The following is an 18,278-nucleotide window of genomic DNA, read 5'->3' as shown; positions in this document are numbered from 1 at the left end:
GCGTCACCCGACCTCGGCGGGATGGGCCTGCGCCCAGGCCACGATCTCGTCCGGTCGGTTCATCGCGGTGCCGTCGTCGAGCACGACCACCGGGACGAAGAACGAGCCGGTGAGGGCGTGGACCTCGCGGCGAGTCTTGAACTGAAGGAACCTCGGCAGGTGCTCCTGGCCGCGCGCCTTCACGATCTCGGGGTCGTAACCGGCGTCGACCAGGGCCTGGTGCGCCTTGTGGCAGTCGTGGTGGTCACTACCGCCGGTGCCCCAGCAGATGTAGAGCCTCATGCGCGTGCCTCCCCGGGTGCCCCGGAGAAGACCAGGGTGACGATGGCGACCATGAGCAGGACGCCGACGGCTGCGAGGACCTTGACCGCGGCCGGGACGTCCAGGAAGAACGCGGGCAGGGCCGACAAGGTGATGACGATCAGGCTCGCAGCGGCCAGGCGAGCCGCCGAGCGACTTCCCTGGCGCCAGGCGACGACGCCGGCCGCGGTGGCGACCACGGCGAGGATCGTGCAGATCAGTCCGACAGCGAACGGCGGACCGTCGTCGTTGCCCGCCGGGATCAGGACGGTCGGGATGTTGGCCACGGCGTAGAGGACGGCGAGGGCGATGCCGATCCTGTTCTTCGTGGTCCAGGTCGTCGCCGCGGACGACGTGGTCAGGTTGGTCATGGCATCTCCTCGGGTGTTGGTCATGGATCCACCGTCGGCTACGAGACCGCCCCACGGCATCGGGGCGCCTTCCTCATTCTGCTCGGAGATTTCCCGGCTCGGATAGGTGCAGGATCCCGGGTCAAGAGCCCGCGGAGGGCCCACCATGGTGGTCATGGACCCGATTCGCGTCGTACTGGCCGACGACCACCCGGTCGTGCTGGGCGGGCTGCGCGCACTTCTGGAGTCCCTGGGTACCTACGACGTGGTCGGCGAGGCCACCGACGGGGAGCAGGCGGTCCGCGCCGTGGCCGAGCACGAGCCGGACGTCGTGCTCATGGACATCCGGATGCCCGGCATCGACGGGCTGGAGGCGACCGCCCGGGTTCGCGCGGCCAACCCGGGCACCGCGGTCCTGGTCCTGACGATGTTCGACGACGACGACACCGTGTTCGCGGCGATGCGTGCCGGCGCCCAGGGCTACCTGCTCAAGGGAGCGGCCCAGGACGAGATCGATCGCGCCATCCGTGCCGTGGTGGCCGGTGAGGCGATCTTCTCCCCGGGTGTGGCGCAGCGCGTGCTGGGCTACTTCGCGACGCCGCCGCCGGCGGCCGAGAAGTTCCCCGACCTGACGGCGCGCGAGCGCGAGGTGCTCGACCTGGTCGCCGCCGGGCACCGCAACCACGCGATCGCCGAGCAGCTGTTCCTCTCCCCGAAGACGGTCGCCAATCACATCTCCTCGATCTTCGTGAAGCTGGCCGTCGCCGACCGCTCGGCCGCCATCGTGCGAGCTCGGGAAAGCGGATTCGGCGGATCGTGAGCGCGACCCTGGCTTGCGCGCTGGTGCTCGGTGCGGTGGCGTCGATCTCCGGATGGTTCCTCGGTCACCACCGTCCGGCGAGGGTGGCCGGTGTCCTGCTCGTTGCCGGCGGCGCTCTCGTCCTGCTCGGTGCCGGCTCGGTGATCGTCGACGTGAGCCTGGCGGCGCCCGTGCTGTTCCGGCTCGCGGGGTGCCTCCTGCTTCCGCTCGCATTCGTCACCTTCCCCGTCCTGCGCTGGAGCGACCCGCTCTCGTTCGTGCTCCTCGCGACGACCGGGGCTGCGGGAGCGCTGGGAGCTCTGTGGTCCGGGTCCTTCGAGCCGATGGCGTACGTGACGGGTTGCTGCCTGCTGGTCCATGTCTGGTGGAGCTACGAGCGCGGCGACGCCGAGCAGCGGCGAGGCCTTGCCTGGTCCGCCCTGGCCTGGGGAGTCGCGGCGCTGGTGATGCTGTTCACGACGTTCACGGCCGAGGCGGCCGGCTCCTCGCACTGGACCGGCGGTGCTGTGGGTGTCGCGGCGGCGTGCGTGGGACCACCCGCGATGGTCGTCGGCGCACTGCGCCCCGAGGCGGTCGACGTCCGGGGTCTGGTCACCCGGGTCGTCGTGGCGGGGTCGGTCCTCGCGGTGTTCATCGCGATCGCCTCGGCGACGACCGCGGTCATCGAGGACGTCCGCGGCCGGGCCCTGGAGACCACCGCGACCGTGGTCCTGTGCGGGATCCTCGCCTTCGGTGTGCGACCGCTGCAGGTCATCTTGCGCGGGGTCGTCGACCAGCTCCTCTTCGGCAACCGGCCCGACCCGCTGGTGGCCGCCACCAGCCTCGCCGACGCGATCGGCGACGACCCCGCGCTGGCGCTCGACGCGATCCGCGAGGCTCTGCTGCTGCCCTACGCGTGCCTGAAGATCGGTGACACCCTGCTGGCGTCGTCCGGGACCGAGGTCACGCACACCCGAGCGCTCCCGCTCCGGCTCGGTGAGGACCAGGTCGGTGAGTTCGTCGTTGGGCTGCGACCCGGCGACCTGACCCTCGCCACCGCTGACGCCGACGTCCTGCGCATCGTCGCTCCGCTGCTGGCGCAGACCCTGCGTGCGCAAGCGATGTCCCGTGATCTCCAGCAGTCCCGCGAAGCCGTGGTCACCGCGGTCGAGGAGGAGCGTCGCCGGTTGCGGCGCGACCTGCACGACGGACTGGGCCCGACGCTGACCGGGGTCGCGTTCGCCGGCGATGCAGCGCGCAACGTCGTGCACTCCGACCCGGACCGGACGGCCGAGCTCCTGACCGCGATGCGCGCCGACACCACCGCCGCGATCCACGAGATCCGGCGGCTGGTCGAGGGGCTGCGGCCGCCCGCCCTGGACCAGGTCGGGCTGCTCGGGTCGGTGCGCCAGTACGCCGACACCCTGCACTCCGCGGACGGCTCACGGCTCGAGGTCTCGGTGCGGACGAACGGTGACCTGCCGGCTCTCTCCGCCGCGACCGAGGTGGCGGCCTACCGGATCCTGGTCGAGGCACTCACGAACGCAGCCCGGCACGCAGCCGCACGGCGCGCGCACGTCTCCGTGGAGGTCCACGACGGCACCCTCGTCCTCACCGTCCGTGACGACGGCAGGAACGAGGAGGACTGGACGCCGGGCGTCGGGCTCAGCTCGATGCGCGAACGATCGGAGCAGGTGGGCGGGACGTTCCGCGCCGTGGCGACGACCGAGGGCGGGCTGGTCGAAGCCGTGATCCCGGTAGGTCACCGCACGGACTCCTGATCGGGAGCGCGCACCTACGCGAGCAGGGTGATTTCCCGGCACGAGCGTGATCGCGCACGCTGCCGCGTCGACCACCGGCGGATCGATCCTGGCGGTGGCCCGGATCCTCCGGACCCGGAACCGGAGGTTCACCCCATGACGAAAAGCACCCTGGACATGAGCAGGGAACAAGCGCAGGCCGCGCCTGCCGACCTGCGTCGGGCAAGCCGGATCCTGGCGGCGGTCGTCCTGCCGCTCGGTCCGGCCGCCGTCGCGCTGCTGCGCTTCGTGCTCCCCTACAAGACCACGGACTCCAGCACCGAGATCGTGCACCGGATCGCCGCCCACCAGGACCGCGGCAGCGTCGTCGTGTGGCTCGGGCTGGTGGCGACGCTGACGCTCGTCCCCGCGGTGATCTGGGTCGGTCGGGTCACGGCTCGCCGTGCTCCCCGGCTCACCGCTGCAGCGCTGCTGCTGCTGGTGCCGGCGTACCTGTCGCTCCCGCTGGTGGTCAGCAGCGACGCCGCCGCGCTGTTCGGGGTCAAGCACGACCTGCCGACCCCGGTCGTCGCCGACATGTACACCAGCACCCATCCGGCGATGATCGTCGCGGGAGTGGTGTTCGTGATCGGCCACGTGCTGGGCACGATCCTGCTCGGCGTCGCACTCCTCCGGTCCGGAGCGATCCCGCCCTGGGCCGCGTGGGTCACGATCATCGCCCAGCCGCTGCACTTCGTCGCGGCTGTCATCGTCGGGAGCCACCTGCTCGACCTGGTCGCCTGGGGCCTGAACGCAGTCGGGTTCGCCGTGGTCTCCCTGGCGATCCTGCGGATGAGCGACGAGAGCTGGTCACCGCGATGAGGCTCTCGACAGCGTCGCGCGCGCTCCTCCTGCTGACCGTGCTCGCTGCGTTCGCGAGCACCGGTCCCGCAACCGCGGTCATCGGGGGCACGGCGGACGGCAACCGGCACCCGTACGTCGGCGCCGTCGATGGCCGGCCCCTGGGTGGACCGGTTCAGTTCGGCAGCGGTGTCCTGATCTCGCCCACGGTGTTCCTGACGGTGGGCCACGGGACGGCGCACTTCGATGCCGCCGGCGTCTCCCGGGCCCGGGTCACCTTCGACCCGGTCGTGACCGCGAGCTCGGTCTGGCACGAGGGCACCGTGCACACCAATCCCGGCTACGACCCGGGCGGCAAGGGGAACCGGGGCGACTTCGGCGACCTCGGCGTGATCGTGTTCGACGAGCCGGTCACCGGGATCCAACCGGCCAGGCTGCCCGGCGCTGACGACCTGACCTGGCTGCTGCGAGGCAACGGGCAGCCTCGGTTCGAGATCGCGGGTTACGGCGTCTCGCAGTACGTGGGAGGTCCGAACGGGGGTGGCAAGCGACGGCTCGACTTCGGCTCTGCCGGGACGCGCCGCCTCGCCACGGAGGCTTTCAGCTCGCTGTCACCAGGGTTCCTCCGCCTTCACGCGACCGGTTCTGCCGACATCTGCACCGGTGACTCGGGGTCGCCGAGCATCCTGGCCGGGACGGATCTCGTGCTCGGGCTCACGGCCGTGCAGTGGAGCCTGTCCGGAGGCGAGTGCGAGAGCGGGCCGTGGGAGCAGCGCGTCGACACACCCGGTGCGCGGGCGTTCCTCGCGCACTACGTGGACCTCCCGTGATGCACGTCGAGGTCGGTCAGCCGACCTGCTTCTCCATCATGGTCAGCAGGTGGTCGCTCCAGACCTGCTGGCCGACCTCGACGTAACCGCGGCTGCGGTGGAAGGCGAGAGACGGCTCGTTCGGCGGATCCAGGTTCACCTCGAGACACATCACCGGACCCACCTCGGCGGCACGCTGCTCGATCAGGTCGTAGACGCGGCCGCCGACGCCGGTGCGGCGTACCGAGGAGTCGACGACGACCCGGTCGAGGTAGAGGAAGGCCTCGTGGCGGGCGGAGAACCAGGCGTAGTTCGGCGAGCTGTACGGCGATCCGGCGAGGAAGGTGAACACGAAACCGACGGCGGTGCCGTCCTCCTCGATGATCATGCCCTCGCCCTGGTCGAGGAGCTCGATCAGGCGCTCGGCCGACAATGGCGCGAGCAGCTCGACGTTGGCCTCGTTCCAGGCCAGCACCGCCGCGTGGTCCGCCGGCGCGATCGGTCGCAGCGTGGTCACGGGTACTTGATCCCGGTCGCTTCCTCGCTGAGCTTCCACAGCCGCTCGCGGGCCTCGGCGTCGTGCACGAAGCGTCGCCGCGGCTTGACCATCGTCGGAAGCCCGGCCATCTGACCGAAACCGTCCGGTCCGATGTAGCTCGCACCCGGCAGTTCGGCGGTGGCGGCCATCAGGGTCGGCAGAGCGCCGAACTCGGCCTTCTGCCCGAGGACGACGGAGACGGAGTGCATGAAGCGCCCACCGAGCCCGCCGGTCTTGCCCATCAGCTCGGTCGCCGTGTAGCCGGGGTGCGCGGCGATCGAGGTGACCGGGAGGCCGGCGTGCGTGAGCCTCTGGTCGAGCTCGAAGGCGAACATCAGGTTGGCCAGCTTCGACTCGCCGTAGCTGCTCCACTTCGAGTAGCGCCGTTCCTGGGTCCGCGGGTCGTCCAGCGGTGCCCGGCGTGCGAACCGGGCTGCGTGCGAGCCGACCGAGACGATCCGGCCGTGGCCCGAGGCGATCACTTGCGGCAGCAGCAACCCGGTGAGCAGGAACGGCCCGAGGTGGTTGGTGCCGAACTGCATCTCGAAGCCGTCGACGGTCCGGGAGTACGGCAGTGCCATCACGCCGGCGTTGTTGATGAGGATGTCGATCGGTCCGAAGGTGGAGATCTCGCTGGCGGCACGGCGTACCGAGGACTGGTCGGCGAGGTCGGCGATCACCGGCCGGAACACCGCGGCCGGGAGCTCGGCCTGGAACTGGGCGATGGTGGCGTCCAGCTTGTCCTTGGACCGGGCCACGAGCACGACCTCTGCGCCGGCACGGGCCAGCTCCAGAGCGGTCGAGGTGCCCAGGCCGGCGGTCGGGCCGGTCACCAGGGCGCGTTTGCCGTTCAGGTCCGGCATGTCCGCCAGGGTCCAGGTGCCTCGGCTCACGGCGTCACCGAGAAGTTCGACAGCACCGCGCGCCCGAGCTCCGCGTCACCGGCGTACGACGGGGTGGTGGCGTCCACGCCGCGACGTCCACCGGAGAGCACCACGAAGTCCTCGGGGCTCAGCGTGATCGCCACCGTCGGCGCCTGGACCGCGTCGACGAAAGCAGCGCGGCCGTCCTCGCCGATCTGGGCCGTCCACGACTGACCTGCCTCGGGCACCTCGATCCGGACGCTGGTGCCGACCGGCGGGGCCACCCGCTTGCCGAGCACCATCGCCAGCGCGCCCCCGAACTTGGAGATCACGTGTGCGGCCGGGGTGCCGTCGTAACCGCCGGGACGGCCGATGGCGCGACGGATGTCCTGGGAGTGCATCCAGACGTCCAGCGGCCGGTTCGAGAGCAGGGTCACGGTGTTCCAGGGCACGCCACCGGGCGTGCGCGGCGGGGCCGCGGCGCCGTCGGTCGGCGGGTTCGCCTCGAGCTCGGCGATCCGGGCCGCAGCCGCCTGCTCGATCTCGTCGGCCAGCGACGCCATGTCGCGATCGCGACGGGCCAGCACGCCCTGCTCGGTGTAGAAGCCGGAGAGGTCGCGGATGTGCGGCGCCTCGGCGACCGGGATGGTTTCTTCGGGTCCGCCGGCGAGCACGCTCTCCAGGTGGGCGGTGTGCGCGACGTTGTCCTTCACGCTCCAGCCCTCGAGGTCGGTGGGCACGTCCCACTGGTCCTCGGGGATCTCGCGGGCGAGCGTCACGAAGTCGGCGACAGCGGTGCGCCAGACCTCGACGAGGCCGGCCAGCTGCGGGGCATCACTCATGCCGACACCCTAGGGCGTCCCGGTGACCGGCTCATCCGACCAGGGAAGGAACCCGCGTGCGCAGCGGGGTGCTCCGGGTTATTTTCGCTCCATGGCAGAGCAGTACCACCGCTTCGTCGCCCTCGGGGACTCCCAGACCGAGGGACTCAACGACGGCGACGAGATCAACGGCTTCGGCGGCTGGGCCGACCGGTTCGCGACCGAGCTCGCCCGCACGACCAGCCCGGACCTGGAGTACGCCAACCTCGCGCTGCGCGGCTGCCGCGCCCAGCACGTCCTGGACGTGCAGCTGCCGGCCGCGCTGGCGCTGCAGCCCGACCTGGCGGCGGTCTGCGTCGGGATGAACGACCTGCTGCGCCACGACTACGACCTGGACGCGGTCGTCGATGCTGTCGAGCAGACCTTCATCGCGTTGCGGGCGACCGGCTGCCGGGTGCTCACGACGAGCTTCCCGGACGTGGCGCTGATGCTCCCGGTGATGGGCTGGCTGCGGCCCCGCGAGGAGCTGCTCAACGCCCGGCTGGTCGAGGCTGCGGGTCGTCACGGCGTGGACGTGCTCGACCTCTTCTCCCTCGACCTCTCGGCCGATCCGGCGATGTGGAGCCACGACCGGATCCACGGCAGTCCGGTGGGGCACGAGCGCATCGCGGCCGGCATGGCGGAGCTGATGGGCCTGCCCGGCAGCAACCACGGCTGGGCCGTGGGCGAGGCACCGTCGCGCTCCCCGCTGCGGGTGGTCGCGCGCGAGGCGACCTGGCTGGCGACGTTCCTGGTGCCGTTCCTCTACCGGCAGCTGCGCGGCAAGGGTCCGGGAACGACCGCGGCCGCCAAGCGCCCGGAGCTGGTCCGGGTGCTGGCGGCCGACGACCGTGTCTCTAGCGACTGATCAGAACGCAGCCTCGTCGAGCTCCATGATCGACAGGTCGGTCGCCTCGGCGATCGCGACCTCGGCGGTGAGCTTCGGCAGCTGCTGGCGCGCGAAGAACTGCGCCGCCGCGACCTTGCCCTCGTAGAAGGCCTTGTCCGCAGCGGAGACCTCGCCACCGAGCTTCTGCAGCGCCACCTCGGCGCCGCGGAGCAGCAGCCAGGCGCAGACCACGTCACCGAGGACCATCAGCAGGCGGCTGGTGTTCAGGCCGACCTTGTAGATGTTCTTGATGTCGCCGCCCTCGGCGGACTCGTCCGCGCTCATGAGGGTGTTGATCATCTGGCCGACCAGTGCGCCGGCGTCCTCGAGGGCCTTGGCGAGCAGCTCGCGCTCGACCTTGAGGCGACCGTTGCCGGCCTCGCTCTTGATGAAGGCGTCGATCTCGTTGTTGATGTGGGTCAGCGCCTTGGCCTGGTCCTTGACGATCTTCCGGAAGAAGAAGTCCTGGCCCTGGATGGCCGTGGTGCCCTCGTACAGGGTGTCGATCTTCGCGTCGCGCACGTACTGCTCGATCGGGTACTCCTGCAGGAAGCCGGAACCACCGAGGGTCTGCAGCGACTCGGTACCGAGGAGCACCCAAGAGCGCTCGGAGCCGTAGCCCTTGACGATCGGCAGCAGCAGGTCGTTGACCTTCATCGCCAGCTCGTCGTGCTCGCCGTTGTGCTCGGCGATCTGGATCCGGTCCTGGTACGACGCGGTGTAGAGCACCAGCGCGCGCATCGCCTCGGCGAAGGCCTTCTGGGTCATCAGCGAACGACGCACGTCCGGGTGGTGGGTGATGGTGACCCGCGGGGCGTCCTTGGCCTGGTTGGTCAGATCGCCGCCCTGGACACGCGACTTCGCGTACTCCAGCGCGTTCAGGTAGCCGGTCGACAGCGTCGCGATGGCCTTGGTGCCGACCATCATGCGGGCGTTCTCGATGACGTCGAACATCTGCGCGATGCCGTTGTGGACCTCGCCCACGAGCCAACCCTGGGCCGGCTCGCCGCCACCGATCTGCGGGTCGCCGAAGGTGACCTCGCAGGTGTTGGAGACCTTGATGCCCATCTTGTGCTCGACGTTGGTGACGTAGGCGCCGTTGCGGGCACCGGTCAGCTCGCCGGTCTCGTGGTCGAAGTGCTTCTCCGGCACGATGAACATGCTCAGACCCTTGGTGCCCGGGCCGCCCACGCCGTCGATGCCGACCGGACGGGCCAGCACGAGGTGGATCACGTTCTCGGCCATGTCGTTGGTCGCGGAGGTGATGAACCGCTTCACGCCGGTGATGTTCCAGGAGCCGTCCTCGTTGAGGGTGGCCTTGGAGCGACCCGCGCCCACGTCGGAGCCGGCGTCCGGCTCGGTGAGGACCATGGTGGCGCCCCACTGCTTCTCGACCATGATGCGCGCGATCTGCTTGTCGCGGTCGGTGCCGTTGTTGTAGACGACGCCCGCGAAGGACGGGCCGGCGGCGTACATCCAGATCGGGGCGTTGGAGCCCAGCACGAGCTCACCCATCGCCCAGTTGATCGAGGACGGGGCGGGGGTGCCGCCGAGGTCCTCGTTGATCTGCAGGCGCCAGAACTCCGAGCCCATGTAGGCCTCGTAGCTCTTCTTGAAGGACTCGGGGAGCGGAGCCTGGTTCGTGGCCGGGTCGAAGACCGGCGGGTTGCGGTCGGAGTCCTCGTACGACGCGGCGAGGTCCTCGCGCGCCATCCGGTCCATCTCGCCCAGGATCGTGCGCGCCGTGTCGGAGTCGATCGCCTCGAAGGGGCCGGTGCCCAGGATCTCGTCCCGGTTCAGCACCTCGAAGAGGTTGAACTCGATGTCGCGCATGTTGCTCTTGTAGTGGCTCACAGCCCACCCTTTTCAACTCAGGGGATTGTTGTAACCGGAAGTGCTACCGGCCAGTAACAACAAGTATCACTCGCAGGGGACGGCGATGCAAGCGGATCGGGCGCAGGTGTGACCAAGGCCAAGTCCGGCCCGGTTCGTGACGGTTTGTCCGTCAGTCGATCGCGGTGAGCTCCGCGCGCAGCCGCTCGACCCGGCGCTTGTGCTTGAGGCGCTTGGAGTCGAGCCGCTCGTTCTCGGCGCGGAGCTCCTCGACCTCGGCGCGGAGGCGCTCGATCTCGGCGGTCGCCTCGGTCAGGACCTCGGCCAGCGCCTCGAGCTGCTCCTTCTTGCCGGCGCTCTCCGCGGCGGCCGCGGTGGTGCTCGCCGAGATGAGCGAGCCGCGCAGGTCGAAGCCGCGATCGGCGATCAGCTTCGCCCAGGCGGTGGTGATGTCGAGGACCCGCTCGGGGTCGAGCTCGGCCTTCAGCGCCGGCGGCGTGTAGACCTCGGGGCGCTCGATGTCGGTGATGCCGGCGACGTCGAGGAAGGCGTTCCAGACACCGTCGGCGTCCGCGTCGGTGGCGATCACGTGCACGCGGTCCGCGTGGAACGCGCGGGTGAAGGCCGGCAGGATCGTGGCGAGGTCGTGGCCCGCCCAGAAGTCCTCCGCCTGCCAGTGGTCACGGGCGGGGTCGAGCACCCGGGTGACGTACTTCTTCAGCGGGGTGCTGCTGCCGTGCTGGAGAGCGTCCTGCCAGGCGGCGTAGACCTGGGTGGGCAGGTCGCGGGCGAGGAGCACCAGGTGCACCTCGAGGTCGCGCAGACCCACCAGGCGCAGCGCGATCTTGTCGGCGTCCGCGCGGGCGATGTCCGGGGTGCTGAGGATCGAGACGCCCTTGTGGCGCCAGATCTTGTCCTCGACCTCGTGCCAGGCGCCGGTCGGAACGGCGATGCCGAGGCTGGCCAGCTCACTCGCGCGGGCGTCGAGCGCCTCGGCGAGGAAGGACGTCCCGGGGTCGGCGGGACCGATGTGCCAGATGACCTTGCGTCGTGCCACGACTCGAGCGTGAGCCGGTCAGGTGGACGGTTGGTTAACTCACGGGGGGTGTCCGGTGATCGCCAGACGTGAGGTGGCGCACTAGTGAGCGGCCAGGAAGTGACCCATCAGGGCGCTGATCCGGTCGGGGTCCTCCAGCGTGCTCACGTGGCCGACGCCGGTGAGCACGTCGAGCCGGGAGTCCTTGATCCCGGCGGCGATCGCCTCCGCCTTCGCGACCGGGGTGGCCACGTCCTCGGACCCGACGATCACCAGCGTCGGCGCGGTGACCGCCCCGAGCTCGTCGGCGATCGGGAGGCGGTCAACGACGCCGAGGATCGCCTTCTTGACGCCCTTGCGGTCGATCCCGAGGAGCTCGGTGACCCAGAGCTTCTCGGTCTCCTTGCCGGCCGGCGTCCTCAACCAGGCGGGGGTGAACATGATCGGAGCGACCTGGCTGCGCAGCGGCCGGAAGCCGAACAGTCCGTAGACCTTCGACATCAGGCCGTACTTCTTGACCTTGTCCGGGTCCTCGGGGCCGGCACTGGTGTCGATCAGGACCAGCGAGCGGACCAGGTCGGGCCGTCGCGCGGCCAGGCGCTGACCGACGAACCCGCCCATCGACAGGCCGGCGTAGTGCACCGGTCCGACGCCGAGGTGCTCGATGAGGGCCACCAGGTCGGCGTACAGGGTGTCCATGTCGTAGCCGGACTCGGTCGCCGGCGTCGCGCCCTGGCCGCGCCAGTCGACCGCGACGCAGCGGTAGTCCTCGCGCAGCGCCTCGATCTGGTGACGCCACATCGCGGTGCTGAACAGCAGGCCGTGCCCCATCACCACGACGGGCGCGTCCGGCTTCCCGGCAGGAGCGCCGGTGTCGAGGATGTTGAGCTGGATGCCGTTGACGGCGACGAGCGTCATGCTCGCGAACCTACTAGTCGCCGAGGCGCTCGGACACCCAGTCGACCAACGGTCGCAACGCCCGCCAGTCCTTGCGCACCGCGTCGACCAGCTTCGGGGAGTGGATCACCTTGTCGAACCCGTAGGGCCGGCCGACGGTGATCGACTTGTGCCGCAGCAGCTCGATCCGCGGGTGGTCCGCGTCGTAGCCGCGCGGTGAGGTCTTCAGCTTCTCGCCACCGATCTCGAACCCGGCCTTCTCCAGCTTGGTCAGGATCTGCTGGAGCTGCTTGCCCGTCGCCTCGACGTCGATCGACGTCCGGATCCGGGCGAGGTCGCTGCCGCTCGCCTCGTAGAAACCACCGCCGGTCCGTACGCCGCGGGCGGAGATCTCCACGTAGAACCCGCACGCCGGGCCGGCGGCGATGAACGCGCCCTGGTGGGTTTTGTACGGGGTCTTGTCCTTCGCGAAGCGGACGTCGCGGAACGGGCGGAACACCTTCGGGGTGCCGAACTCGGGCCCGAGCGCCTCGGTGAGTGCGGTCATCGGCGCCTTCACCGACTCGGTGTAGATCGCCTTGTGGGCTTCCCAGAACGACTTGGTGTTGTCCATCTCCAGGTCGTCGTAGAAGTCGAGGGCGGCCTCGGGGAAGCCTTGGAAGGTGCTCACTCGCGCAGGCTACAACCGCGCAGAACTGTCGGCGCCGGCTGGCAGGTTTCCCGCATGACGACCACCGGCACCCCACGACGCGCCCATCCAGTACCAGCGGCCAGCCGCCTGCTGGCCGGTCTGAACAGCCACGGGCTGGGCAGCCTGGTCGACGCGAGGACCGCCGCGGACATCGACGTGGCAGCCCGGTTCGTCATCCGTCAGTTCACCTGTGCGTGCGACCTCGAGCCCCAGACCCACATCGTCGGTGAGGACTGCCCGCCCCATCCAATGCACCCGTCCGTCGATCCGAACTAGCCTGGCGAGAGCGAGGAGGGCCGATGAGCGACCAGCGGAACGCGGCGCCGGCGGTGTCGTTGCGACCCGTCGAGGATGCGGACCTCGAGGTGTTCTTCGAGCACCAGGCCGATCCGCAGGGCGTCGCGATGGCGGCTTTCCCGGCCCGCGACCGGGAGCAGTTCGACGCGCACTGGGCGCGGCTGCGCGCTGACCCGACGTTGGTGACGCGCACGATCCTGGCCGACGGTCAGGTGGCGGGGAACATCGGCAGCTGGCCTGAGGACGGACAGCAGTTCCTCGGCTACTGGATCGGCCGCGAGTGGTGGGGGCTCGGGGTCGCGACCCAGGCACTCGCGCTCCTCGCGGGTGAGGTGCCGACCCGGCCGTTGTGCGCGCACGTCGCGGTGCACAACCTCGGCTCGATCCGGGTGCTCGAGAAGTGCGGCTTCCGTCGCGATCCCGGCCAGGAGGCCGCGCTGCCCGTGTCCGAGGACGGGGTCGAGGAGCTCGTCCTCGTCCTGGACGCGTGAGGGCTCAGCGCCCCCTCGTCAGGTGTGGCTCTTCCACAGCCCGCCGTACGGGCCGTAGCCGACGCTGTTGTGCGCGCGGATCTGGCAGTAGACGGTTCCGTACGGCAGCCCGGTCATCGTGATCGGGCTCTTGGTGCCGTTCTTGAAGTGCCAGCTACCGCCCGACTTCTTGCAGGCGAGTCGGTAGAAGTCGATCTTGGCGCCGCCGTTCGCGACCGGTGCGGAGAAGCTCGCCTTCGCGCCGCCGACGATCTTCTTCACGCCGGCCATCCGCGGCTTGCCGGGAACCATCTTGTGCGGCTTGATGCTGTACTTCGGCCGCGAGAACGAGATGTTCCGAAGCTTGATCCGAACGCCGCCGGGTTCGTGGACGACCGACATCGGGGCCACGGTGGTGGACCCGCTCGCGGTACGGGTGACGGTGAAGGAGTACTTGGTCACCGACGCCGGGTCGGGGACGTTCATCGTCCCGATCAAGAAGGCGTCCGGCAGGAAGGCGTCGTAACTGCCGTCGGTGACCGGCGTGACTCCGTCGGCTTCGAGGTGCGGGTTGGCGAGCCGGACCTCGAGGAGGTCGAAGTCGTTGTTGTAGAAGACGTAGCTGTTCTGGGCGTTGGTGAAGGTGGCCATCCCGTAGCGCTGCGAGATCTCGGCGGGCGAGAGCCCGCTCGTCGTCAAGGTCTGCACGTCGCCGGTGGCGAAGCCGGTCAGGTCGTCGGTGGCGGCGGTCGTCGATCCACCGCAGCCGCCGTCGTAGCTGCACGAGATCGCGTCGGTGCGGTGGGTCGGGGTCGGCTTGAACGTGACCGTGAACGTGTAGCCGGTGGTGACGCTCCGGCTGATCGAGTAGCTGCCGTCGCGGGCAACCGCGTTCATCTCTCGCGGGACGAACGTGCCGGTACGGACGACCAGCTGGTATTCGACACTCGGGTCGACGACGTTGGTCGTGGAGCCGTTGCCCAGGTCGTGCCAGACACCGAAGTCGATCAGGTTGGCGTCGATCTGCTTGACCCAGGGGTAGTCGCGCACGGTGTTGTTCTGGGTCGGCACGGTGTCGACCCCGTTCGCCGTCGCGGACACGATGCAGTTCGTGTCGCTGGCGTCCGAGCAGATCGCCCAGTCGGTGTCGAACGGCGGGCTGTCGGCGTGAGCGATGGGCACCACCACAAGGGCGGTGCCGGCACAGGCCGCGACGGCGGCGACGAGCGCCAGGATCCGAGTACGCACGGGAACTCCCCAGGGTATGAGCGTGACCCGCACAGCCACGCGGCCCCAGGCTAGAACGCCTGAGCGGGGTGCGTGAAGAGTTTCCTGGAGCGGATGACGAGATTCGAACTCGCGACATCGACCTTGGGAAGGTCGCGCTCTACCAACTGAGCTACATCCGCGCGCCACGCCGAAACGATGACGAGCAGTGATCGTAGCCGAACGCGCTCGCGGGGCCGAACCGTCCAGGATGCGGGGTTCCTGTGGGCCGGGTTGACCGGACTTGGCAGACTGTCCCGGACTCCGCACGCGAGTCCCCCGCAGCTATCCCCTCCGAAACGAGTCCACAGCATGTTGCGATCGCTCTCCTCGCGCCGGATGGCGCCTGTCGTCGTCCTGGTCTCCGCCGCCCTGCTGGTCTCCGGCTGCGGTGGCAAGTCCAAGGACAAGAAGAAGGACGACTCCCCGACGGCGAGCTCGACTCCCGCCGCCGGTAGCTGCGACTACAAGTCGGGCGACTCCAGCGACGCGGTCAAGGTCACCGGCGACTTCGGCAAGACGCTGAAGGGTGACTTCAAGACCCCGCTCAAGGCGACCAGCCTGCAGCGCACCATCATCACCAAGGGCGACGGCGCGACGACCGCCTCCGGTGACAACCTGAACGTCGAGGTCTCCGCGTTCCTCGGCTCGTCCGGGAAGGCGCTGACCACCGAGCCGGCCAAGTTCAAGGTCGGCGACACCGGCCTGCCGGCCGCGTTCGACGCCTCGATCTCCTGCGTCCCGATCGGCTCGCGCGTGGCGGTCACCGTTCCTGCCTCGGACATCTACGGCGAGGCTGGCAACCCGCAGCTCGGCATCAAGGGGACCGACACCCTGATCATCGTCGCCGACGTGATCAGCAAGGTGAAGCCGCTCAAGCCGGCGTCCTGGACCAACGCCCCGGCCGTCTCGTTCGGCAAGAACGGCACGCCGAAGGTCACCCTGTCCGGCAAGCCCGACCCGGAGCTGCGGCTCAAGGTCCTCAAGCAGGGCACCGGCGCGGTCGTCGCGAGCGGTGACTCGGTGACCGTGAACTACCAGGGCACCAGCTGGAACACGAAGAAGATCTTCGACCAGAGCTACGGCAAGGCCCCGGCCACCTTCACCACCGATGGCGTGGTGCAGGGCTTCGGTGCCGCGCTGGTCGGCCAGAAGGTCGGCACCCGCCTGATCGTCACCATCCCGCCGAAGTACGGGTACGGCGAGGGCAAGATCTCCAGCGCGAACCTGACCGGCCAGACCCTGGTCTTCGTGATCGAGATCCAGAACACCGCGGCGCCGAGCGCGACGCCGTCGGCCAACTGAGGTTTCGACAGGCTCAACCAGCGCGGAACGACAGGCTCCAGCGCGGAACGACAGGCTCAACCAGAAAATGGTTGGGCCTGTCGGCGTTTCTGCCTAGATCGGTCCGAGCGTCGGGCGCTTGACCTCGACGCTGTCACCCGAGGACCGGCCGGTCAGCCGGCGGTGCACCCAGGGCCCGAGGAAGTCGCGCGTCCAGATCGCGTTCGCCCGCAGCTGCTCGCTGCGTGTCAACGTCGGCAGCACCGGGCGGTCCAGCGGCGCGACGTCGTGCTCGACCCCGAGCGCGTCGAGCACCGCGAACGAGATCTTCTGGTGGCCGAAGCTGTTCAGGTGCATCCGGTCGGTGTCGAAGACCGTCGCGTGGTCGCCGTCGCGCATCCGCCACATGTCGACGAGCGTGGTGCCGTGCTTCTCGCTGATCTCGCGGACCCACTCGTTGAAGATCGCCATCCGGCCGCGCAGGGCGGCGTAGATGCCGGTGTTGCCCGGGTCGAAGATCGTGAACAGCACGACCTGCGCGCCGCTCGAGCTCAACCGCTCCACCGCGGCGTCGTAGGCCGAGGCGAGGTCGTCCAGGTCGACCTTGGGGCGGAGCACGTCGTTGGCGCCGGCGTGGATGGTGATCAGGTCGGGGGAGAGGGCGAGGGCGGGCTCGATCTGCTCGGCCACGATCGGCTTCAGCTTGCGCCCGCGGATGGCCAGATTGGCGTAGCCGAAGTCGTCGCTCTGGGTGGCGAGCACCTCGGCGACCCGGTCGGCCCAGCCGCGCAGGCCGTTGGGGCGGGCGGGGTCGGGATCGCCGAGGCCCTCGGTGAAGGAATCGCCCAGGGCGACGTAGCGGTGGAACGGCATGGTCCGAGACTAGGACGGCCTCCTGCTGGGCCGCAGCGCGGGATAGGTTGTCGCCGTGCTGCTCTCAGACCGCGACATCCGAGCCGAGATCGACGCCGAGCGGATCAAGATCGATCCGTACGACCCGGCGATGATCCAACCCTCCAGCATCGACTTCCGGCTGGACCGGTTCTTCCGCGTCTTCGAGAACCACAAGTACCCGCACATCGACCCGGCCGCCGACCAGTCGGACCTGACCCGCGAGGTCGAGCCGGAGGGCGACGAGCCGTTCATCCTGCACCCCGGGGAGTTCGTGCTGGGGTCGACGTACGAGGTCTGCACGTTGCCGGACGACATCGCCGCGCGGGTGGAGGGGAAGTCCTCCCTGGGGCGTCTCGGCCTGCTGACCCACGCGACCGCCGGGTTCGTCGACCCGGGCTTCAGCGGCCACGTCACCCTCGAGCTGGCGAACGTCGCGACCCTGCCGATCAAGCTCTACCCGGGGATGAAGATCGGGCAGCTGTGCTTCTTCCGGCTGACCTCGGCGGCCGAGCACCCGTACGGGTCGGAGAAGTACGGCTCGCGGTACCAGGGCCAGCGCGGCCCGACGCCGTCGCGCTCGTTCGCGAACTTCCACCGCACCCAGATCTAGAGCCGGGCGAACGGCCCCAGACGGGTGAGGTCTGCGTAGATCAGCGCCGGTTCTCGGGTACCCGTCCGGAGGTACGTCGTACCCGCGGGGTGATGGTCAGGTTCGCCGGCTCGTCCCGCTCGTTGCTGTGCCACATGGGTGCTCCTCCTCTCGCTCTCGCCGTGCATCGGTTCACACCTGCTTCAGCAGGACGTCTCCGCTGACGGTGCTGGCCCGCAGCTCGACGTAGTCCTGGTCCTTCGCGGGCTTGCCCACGCTGGTCAGGTTGTTCTTCACGTTGCCGGTCACGGTGTTGATGTCGGTCCACACCGGCGTACCGGTCGGGATGCCGACGCGCACGTCCCCGGAGACGTTCTTGGCGGTGACCTTGCCGCGCGGGGCGGCGCCGATGGTCAGGTCGCCCGACGCGGTGGTCAGGGAGACGTCGCCCTCGGAGCGGTTGACCTGGAGGTCGCCCGACCCGGTCTTGATGACGGTCGCGGCGTGCACGGTGCCGAGCACGACGTCGCCGGATCCGGTGGAGATGCCGGTCTTGCCGAACACCTCGCGCACGTCGATGTCCCCGGACCCGCTCTTGATCCGGACCTCGGCGCCGAACTGCTGGCCCTTGATGTCGCCCGAGCCGCTCTCGATCACCACCGGGCCTTCAGCGCGGTCGACCTCGATGTCGCCCGAGCCCGTCTTCAGCGCCAGCAGCCCGAGGGTGCCGGTCGTGGTGGTGTCTGCGGAGCCCATCTTCGTGACCAGCTCGCTCCCGGTGGGCACGTGCACCCGCACGTCGTGGGAGTCGCCGCGTCCGAAGAACCGGCCGTGCGGGGCGATCACGTCGATCCGCTTGCCGTTGAACTCGACGTGGAACTCCTCGGCGCGCGGACCGCGGACCTCGACGGAGGCCTCGGTGGTGTCGGCAGCGACGGTGGTGAGCTGGCCGGAGCCGAGCTCGACGAAGACCGAGATCGGTCCAGGGGTGTTGTACGTCTGCTTCATGGCAG

The 18,278-nt window shown here is 69.6% G+C and carries 21 protein-coding genes and 1 tRNA gene; 9 read left to right on the top strand and 13 right to left on the bottom strand.

The features are described from left to right. Window positions 1-3 precede the first annotated feature (3 nt). On the bottom strand, window positions 4-282 hold the full coding sequence (locus EFL95_RS17230) for a hypothetical protein (protein WP_123235325.1): 279 nt from the start codon (window positions 280-282) through the stop codon (window positions 4-6). Continuing rightward, window positions 279-671: a hypothetical protein gene (locus EFL95_RS17225; RefSeq protein WP_123235324.1), complete on the bottom strand. Its 393-nt coding sequence runs from the start codon at window positions 669-671 to the stop codon at window positions 279-281. Before EFL95_RS17225 ends, EFL95_RS17230 begins: the two co-directional genes overlap by 4 nt. 154 nt (window positions 672-825) lie before the next feature. On the opposite strand from EFL95_RS17225, the gene EFL95_RS17220 reads away from it, so the two are divergent. From EFL95_RS17220 to EFL95_RS17205, 4 genes are all read left to right on the top strand, one after another. Next, the gene (locus EFL95_RS17220; protein WP_123235406.1) at window positions 826-1,470 is read left to right on the top strand and encodes a response regulator; all 645 of its coding nucleotides are present in this window, start codon (window positions 826-828) and stop codon (window positions 1,468-1,470) included. Continuing rightward, a complete protein-coding gene (locus EFL95_RS17215) occupies window positions 1,467-3,230 on the top strand; it encodes a sensor histidine kinase (protein ID WP_123235323.1) in 1,764 nt (587 codons plus the stop codon). Before EFL95_RS17220 ends, EFL95_RS17215 begins: the two co-directional genes overlap by 4 nt. A 135-nt stretch (window positions 3,231-3,365) precedes the next feature. Then, entirely contained in the window at window positions 3,366-4,070 is a 705-nt protein-coding gene (locus EFL95_RS17210) for a hypothetical protein (RefSeq protein WP_123235322.1), read from the top strand. Beyond that, window positions 4,067-4,879 (top strand): trypsin-like serine protease, encoded by an 813-nt coding sequence (locus tag EFL95_RS17205; protein WP_123235321.1) that lies wholly within the window; start codon window positions 4,067-4,069, stop codon window positions 4,877-4,879. The genes EFL95_RS17210 and EFL95_RS17205 overlap by 4 nt, the downstream gene beginning before the upstream one ends. 16 nt (window positions 4,880-4,895) lie before the next feature. Here EFL95_RS17205 and EFL95_RS17200 read toward each other — a convergent pair whose 3' ends face one another. From EFL95_RS17200 to EFL95_RS17190, 3 genes are read right to left on the bottom strand one after another with little or no spacing between them, the layout of a single operon-like run. Continuing rightward, on the bottom strand, window positions 4,896-5,375 hold the full coding sequence (locus EFL95_RS17200) for a GNAT family N-acetyltransferase (RefSeq protein WP_123235320.1): 480 nt from the start codon (window positions 5,373-5,375) through the stop codon (window positions 4,896-4,898). Further along, window positions 5,372-6,289 (bottom strand): oxidoreductase, encoded by a 918-nt coding sequence (locus tag EFL95_RS17195; RefSeq protein WP_246005015.1) that lies wholly within the window; start codon window positions 6,287-6,289, stop codon window positions 5,372-5,374. Before EFL95_RS17195 ends, EFL95_RS17200 begins: the two co-directional genes overlap by 4 nt. Continuing rightward, on the bottom strand, window positions 6,286-7,101 hold the full coding sequence (locus EFL95_RS17190; RefSeq protein ID WP_123235319.1) for a maleylpyruvate isomerase family mycothiol-dependent enzyme: 816 nt from the start codon (window positions 7,099-7,101) through the stop codon (window positions 6,286-6,288). The genes EFL95_RS17195 and EFL95_RS17190 overlap by 4 nt, the downstream gene beginning before the upstream one ends. Window positions 7,102-7,192: 91 nt before the next feature. On the opposite strand from EFL95_RS17190, the gene EFL95_RS17185 reads away from it, so the two are divergent. Next, window positions 7,193-7,987 (top strand): SGNH/GDSL hydrolase family protein, encoded by a 795-nt coding sequence (locus EFL95_RS17185; protein WP_123235318.1) that lies wholly within the window; start codon window positions 7,193-7,195, stop codon window positions 7,985-7,987. Here the strand turns inward: EFL95_RS17185 and EFL95_RS17180 are convergent, their stop codons facing one another. From EFL95_RS17180 to EFL95_RS17165, 4 genes are all read right to left on the bottom strand, one after another. Beyond that, a complete protein-coding gene (locus EFL95_RS17180; protein WP_123235317.1) occupies window positions 7,988-9,862 on the bottom strand; it encodes an acyl-CoA dehydrogenase in 1,875 nt (624 codons plus the stop codon). A gap of 151 nt (window positions 9,863-10,013) precedes the next feature. Then, window positions 10,014-10,898: a cell division protein ZapB gene (locus EFL95_RS17175; RefSeq protein ID WP_123235316.1), complete on the bottom strand. Its 885-nt coding sequence runs from the start codon at window positions 10,896-10,898 to the stop codon at window positions 10,014-10,016. An 81-nt stretch (window positions 10,899-10,979) separates the two neighbouring features. After that, window positions 10,980-11,795, bottom strand: coding sequence for an alpha/beta fold hydrolase (locus EFL95_RS17170; protein ID WP_123235315.1), 816 nt, complete (start codon window positions 11,793-11,795; stop codon window positions 10,980-10,982). A gap of 13 nt (window positions 11,796-11,808) precedes the next feature. After that, on the bottom strand, window positions 11,809-12,387 hold the full coding sequence (locus EFL95_RS17165) for a DUF2461 domain-containing protein (RefSeq protein WP_123235404.1): 579 nt from the start codon (window positions 12,385-12,387) through the stop codon (window positions 11,809-11,811). Window positions 12,388-12,498: 111 nt separating this feature from the next. On the opposite strand from EFL95_RS17165, the gene EFL95_RS17160 reads away from it, so the two are divergent. Both EFL95_RS17160 and EFL95_RS17155 read left to right on the top strand, forming a co-directional pair. Continuing rightward, window positions 12,499-12,741 (top strand): hypothetical protein, encoded by a 243-nt coding sequence (locus tag EFL95_RS17160; protein WP_123235314.1) that lies wholly within the window; start codon window positions 12,499-12,501, stop codon window positions 12,739-12,741. Window positions 12,742-12,764: 23 nt separating this feature from the next. Next, window positions 12,765-13,253: a GNAT family N-acetyltransferase gene (locus EFL95_RS17155; protein ID WP_123235313.1), complete on the top strand. Its 489-nt coding sequence runs from the start codon at window positions 12,765-12,767 to the stop codon at window positions 13,251-13,253. Window positions 13,254-13,271: 18 nt separating this feature from the next. On the opposite strand, the gene EFL95_RS17150 is transcribed toward EFL95_RS17155, so the two are convergent. Next, the gene (locus EFL95_RS17150; RefSeq protein WP_123235312.1) at window positions 13,272-14,480 is read right to left on the bottom strand and encodes a hypothetical protein; all 1,209 of its coding nucleotides are present in this window, start codon (window positions 14,478-14,480) and stop codon (window positions 13,272-13,274) included. An 85-nt stretch (window positions 14,481-14,565) separates the two neighbouring features. Further along, window positions 14,566-14,641: transfer RNA gene (locus EFL95_RS17145), tRNA-Gly, on the bottom strand. Window positions 14,642-14,810: 169 nt separating this feature from the next. On the opposite strand from EFL95_RS17145, the gene EFL95_RS17140 reads away from it, so the two are divergent. After that, on the top strand, window positions 14,811-15,803 hold the full coding sequence (locus EFL95_RS17140; protein ID WP_183407238.1) for an FKBP-type peptidyl-prolyl cis-trans isomerase: 993 nt from the start codon (window positions 14,811-14,813) through the stop codon (window positions 15,801-15,803). A 93-nt stretch (window positions 15,804-15,896) separates the two neighbouring features. On the opposite strand, the gene EFL95_RS17135 is transcribed toward EFL95_RS17140, so the two are convergent. Next, window positions 15,897-16,655: an SGNH/GDSL hydrolase family protein gene (locus EFL95_RS17135; protein ID WP_123235310.1), complete on the bottom strand. Its 759-nt coding sequence runs from the start codon at window positions 16,653-16,655 to the stop codon at window positions 15,897-15,899. Between the two features lie 55 nt (window positions 16,656-16,710). Here EFL95_RS17135 and dcd point away from each other — a divergent pair, with 55 nt between their 5' ends. Continuing rightward, window positions 16,711-17,286: a dCTP deaminase gene (gene dcd / locus EFL95_RS17130; RefSeq protein ID WP_123235309.1), complete on the top strand. Its 576-nt coding sequence runs from the start codon at window positions 16,711-16,713 to the stop codon at window positions 17,284-17,286. Window positions 17,287-17,457: 171 nt separating this feature from the next. Here the strand turns inward: dcd and EFL95_RS17125 are convergent, their stop codons facing one another. Further along, on the bottom strand, window positions 17,458-18,273 hold the full coding sequence (locus EFL95_RS17125) for a DUF4097 family beta strand repeat-containing protein (protein WP_123235308.1): 816 nt from the start codon (window positions 18,271-18,273) through the stop codon (window positions 17,458-17,460). Window positions 18,274-18,278: the final 5 nt, after the last annotated feature.

Origin of the sequence: Nocardioides marmorisolisilvae, from assembly GCF_003725775.1 — a bacterium.
In the GTDB taxonomy this organism is placed as follows: Bacteria; Actinomycetota; Actinomycetes; order Propionibacteriales; family Nocardioidaceae; genus Marmoricola; species Marmoricola marmorisolisilvae.
Note: the sequence above shows the minus strand (reverse complement) of the source record. Positions and strands in the feature narration are given on the sequence as shown.